The 3,221-nt window shown below is 68.6% G+C and carries 4 protein-coding genes; 1 reads left to right on the top strand and 3 read right to left on the bottom strand.

The annotated features are described in order from the left end of the window. From phnC to WBP48_RS05920, 3 genes are all read right to left on the bottom strand, one after another. The coding region (phnC, locus tag WBP48_RS05930) for a phosphonate ABC transporter ATP-binding protein (RefSeq protein WP_424437520.1) at positions 1–823 on the bottom strand (823 nt) is incomplete at its 3' end. 35 nt (positions 824–858) lie between these two features. After that, a complete protein-coding gene (phnD, locus tag WBP48_RS05925; protein WP_424437517.1) occupies positions 859–1,839 on the bottom strand; it encodes a phosphate/phosphite/phosphonate ABC transporter substrate-binding protein in 981 nt (326 codons plus the stop codon). Between the two features lie 125 nt (positions 1,840–1,964). Further along, the gene (locus WBP48_RS05920; RefSeq protein WP_424437514.1) at positions 1,965–2,147 is read right to left on the bottom strand and encodes a hypothetical protein; all 183 of its coding nucleotides are present in this window, start codon (positions 2,145–2,147) and stop codon (positions 1,965–1,967) included. Positions 2,148–2,218: 71 nt separating this feature from the next. On the opposite strand from WBP48_RS05920, the gene WBP48_RS05915 reads away from it, so the two are divergent. Further along, positions 2,219–3,221, top strand: a 1,003-nt coding sequence (locus WBP48_RS05915; protein WP_424437511.1) for a GlxA family transcriptional regulator, incomplete at its 3' end; no start/stop codon positions are given.

Genomic DNA, 3,221 nt, shown 5'->3' with positions numbered 1-3,221 from the left:
GCTCCGTCGGCATCCCCGGTCCCGCGGGCGCACCGCCCGCTTCGTCGCCTTCCCCGTCGCCATGAGAGGAGCGAGCCCGGCTGTCGCCGGGCAGCACGTCGTCGGCGCTCAGCGAACGCCCGTAGATCTCGGTGAACACGGCATCATCGGCCTCGGCCGCCGTACCGTCGAAGACGACGCGGCCGGCGCGCATCCCGATGATCCGGTCGCCGTACGCGCGCGCAAGGTCGAGGAAGTGCAGGTTGACGATCGTCGTGATGCCGAGGTCGCGATTGATGCGCTGCAGGTCCCGCATCACGCGATTGGCGGTGGGCGGGTCAAGGGAGGCCACCGGCTCGTCCGCCAGCACCATTTCCGGCTCCTGCGCGAGCACGCGCGCGATCGCCACGCGCTGCTGCTGACCGCCCGAGAGCTGAGAAGCTCGCGTGTATGCCTTCTCGACGATGCCGACGCGCTCGAGCGCCTGGAACGCCAACTCGACATCGCTCGCGCGGAACACGCCAACGAGCGAGCGCAGCGCGGAGGTCGCGTGCAGTCGCCCGACGAGGACGTTCTGCATCACGGTGGCCCGTGCGACGAGGTTGAACGACTGGAAGATCATCCCGACATGCGCGCGGAGCTTGCGCAGCGTGCGCCGCGACGCGTCCCGCAACTGCGTCCCTGACACCTCGAGCGAGCCGCCGGTGATGGGGACGAGGCCGTTGATCGTGCGGATGAGCGTCGACTTCCCGGCGCCGGAGAGCCCGACGACCACGACGAACTGGCCGTCGGGGATCTCCAGATCGATGCCGTCCAACCCGACCGTTCCGTTCGGGTAGGTCACCGAGACGTTCTGAAAACGAATCACACGTGACCGGCTCACTCCGGGAACGCGGCGAGCACCTTGCGCAGCGAATCGATCGCGTCGAGGTCGGGGTCGCTGAAGCCATCGACGGTGTACAGCTCGTCGAGGAGCGTGAGGCCGTCGTCGGTCGACGCGATCGCCAGGAACGCGTCCTTGATCCGCTGCTGCAGGTCTTCGGAGAGGTCTCCCGCGACGGCGACACCGTCGTTCGGGATGTTCGTCGACCAGGCGAAGACCGTGACGTCCTGGCCCACCGTCGGGTTCTCTTCGACGACATTCGTGCGCGCGTCGTCGAAGCTGACCCCGATCGTCGCCTCGCCGTTCGCGACCGCGTTCACCGATTCCGGGTGGCCCTGCGCGAAGAAGGCGCCGGTCAGGTCGTCGGGACTCTCGATGACGCCGAGGTCGATGAGCTGAAGCACGGGGAAGTAATAGCCCGAGGTGCTCGTCGGGTCGACGAACGAGATCGTGTCGTCCGGCGCGACCAGTTCGAGGGCGTCCTCGCCGACCGGACCGACGTGCGGCGACACATCGGTGCCGTTGCAGAAGGTGTAGCCCTCGTCGTCGGTGACGACCTCGTCGAGGCAGAAGCGAGCGGGGTCGTTCGTGAACCACTGCGTGACGTAGGTCGAGCTGCCGTAGCGCTCGACGGTGAGGATCGGCACGGCATCTGCCCGGTCGATCGCGTTGACCACGAGAGCGGGCGCGAGCATGCCGATCTGCGCCTGGCCGGTCTCGAATGCCGTGACGGCGGCGGTGTAGTCCTCGACGCCGTAGTAGGTGACGTCGATGCCCAGCTCGTCGGTCAGCATGGTAGCGAGCTCATCACCGCTCGTGGCGAGGACGTCGGCCTCGACCGAGGGGGTGAGGACGAGCGTCAACTCCGTGGGGTCGCCGTCGCCGGTTGCTTCCGGCTCGGACGAGCCCGAACAGCCCGCCGTGACGAGGACGATCGCGGCGAGTGCAGCGGCTGTGGCGGGGCGCGTGAATCTCATCTGAACCTCCTGGCTGGTGCGAACGTGGGATTCCTGCAAGCTACCTTCACGTCAGTGCCCGGGTCACCCCTCTTCACGAGATGTTTACGCAAGTGTGATGGGCAGGCCGTCAGTGCGGGGCGTCGTCACGGTGCGACCCGTTCACCGTCACGAGCGGTGTCACGACTGATATGCGGCGCGCCGCGGTCGGCGTCCGGCAGGCGGGACCAGTCGGTGCGGATGGGGCCGTATCCGTCGTTGCGCACGGCGAGGATGCTGCCGATGATCGCGACGGTGGAAAGGATGCCGAGAGCGATGAGAAGTATCATGGCAGAAACGCTACGATCGCGCCGATCAGGCCAATAGTGGCAGAACTGCGCATCAGAGTAGGATTTCTGCCATGAAGACAGTTGCGTGCGTCGTGCAGTCCGGTTTCGCCCCCTTCGAGTTCGGGCTGGCGTGCGAGGCGTTCGGGCTCGACCGCTCCGACGACGGCATCCCGAACTTCGACTTCCGCATCGTGGCGCCCGAGCCCGGCGCCGTTCCGAGCAACCTCGGGTTCTCCATCAACGTCGACCGCGATCTGGCGTTCGCCGACGAGGCCGACCTCGTCGTCATCACGCCGATCCCGCGCGAGCAGTGGGACGCCGTCGACGAGCGCGTGAGCGCAGTGGTGCGGCGCGCCGTCGCGCGCGGTGCGTGGGTGCTCACCGTCTGCAGCGGCGCGTTCGTCGTGGCGGCGGCGGGCGTGCTCGACGGCCGTCGTGCGACGACGCACTGGCGCTACGCCGACACGATGGCGCGGATGTATCCCGGGATCGAGGTCGACCCCAACGTCCTGTATGTGCAGGACGGCCGCATCATCACGAGCGCCGGCACCGCCGCCGGCCTCGACGCGTGCCTGCATCTGCTGCGTCTGGAACTCGGCGCCGAGATGACCAACACGATCGCGCGCCGCATGGTGGTCCCGCCGCAGCGCGACGGCGGCCAGGCGCAGTTCATCGCCAAGCCACTGCCCGAGTCGACCTCGCTCTCGCTCGCCCCGGTGACCGAATGGATGCTGGCGAACCTCTCGCTCGACCTGTCCGTTGATCAGCTCGCTGCCCGCGCGCACATGTCGCCGCGGACGTTCGCGCGCCGCTTCAAGGCCGACTACGGCACGACGCCCGCCGCGTGGCTCGGACGGCAGCGCATCATCCAGGCGCAGCGCCTGCTGGAGCAGACCGATCTCGGCCTCGATGCGATCGCGTACGAGTGCGGGTTCGGTTCGGCGGCGGTGCTGCGGCAGAACTTCGGCCGGATGCTGGGGCTCACCCCGACCGCCTACCGCGCCCGCTTCACCTGCACCGCCGCGGGGGCGGGTGCGGGGGCGGGGGCTGGGGCTGGGGTTGGGGCTGGGGTTG

It is taken from the genome of Microbacterium sp., from assembly GCF_049661145.1.
GTDB lineage: Bacteria > Actinomycetota > Actinomycetes > Actinomycetales > Microbacteriaceae > Microbacterium.
Note: the sequence above shows the minus strand (reverse complement) of the source record. Positions and strands in the feature narration are given on the sequence as shown.

What these genes read in the sequence shown, in the direction of transcription:
- WBP48_RS05920 (WP_424437514.1), bottom strand. Translation starts at nt 2,147, where the DNA reads ATGATACTTCTCATCGCTCTCGGCATCCTTTCCACCGTCGCGATCATC.
- phnD (WP_424437517.1), bottom strand. Translation starts at nt 1,839, where the DNA reads ATGAGATTCACGCGCCCCGCCACAGCCGCTGCACTCGCCGCGATCGTC.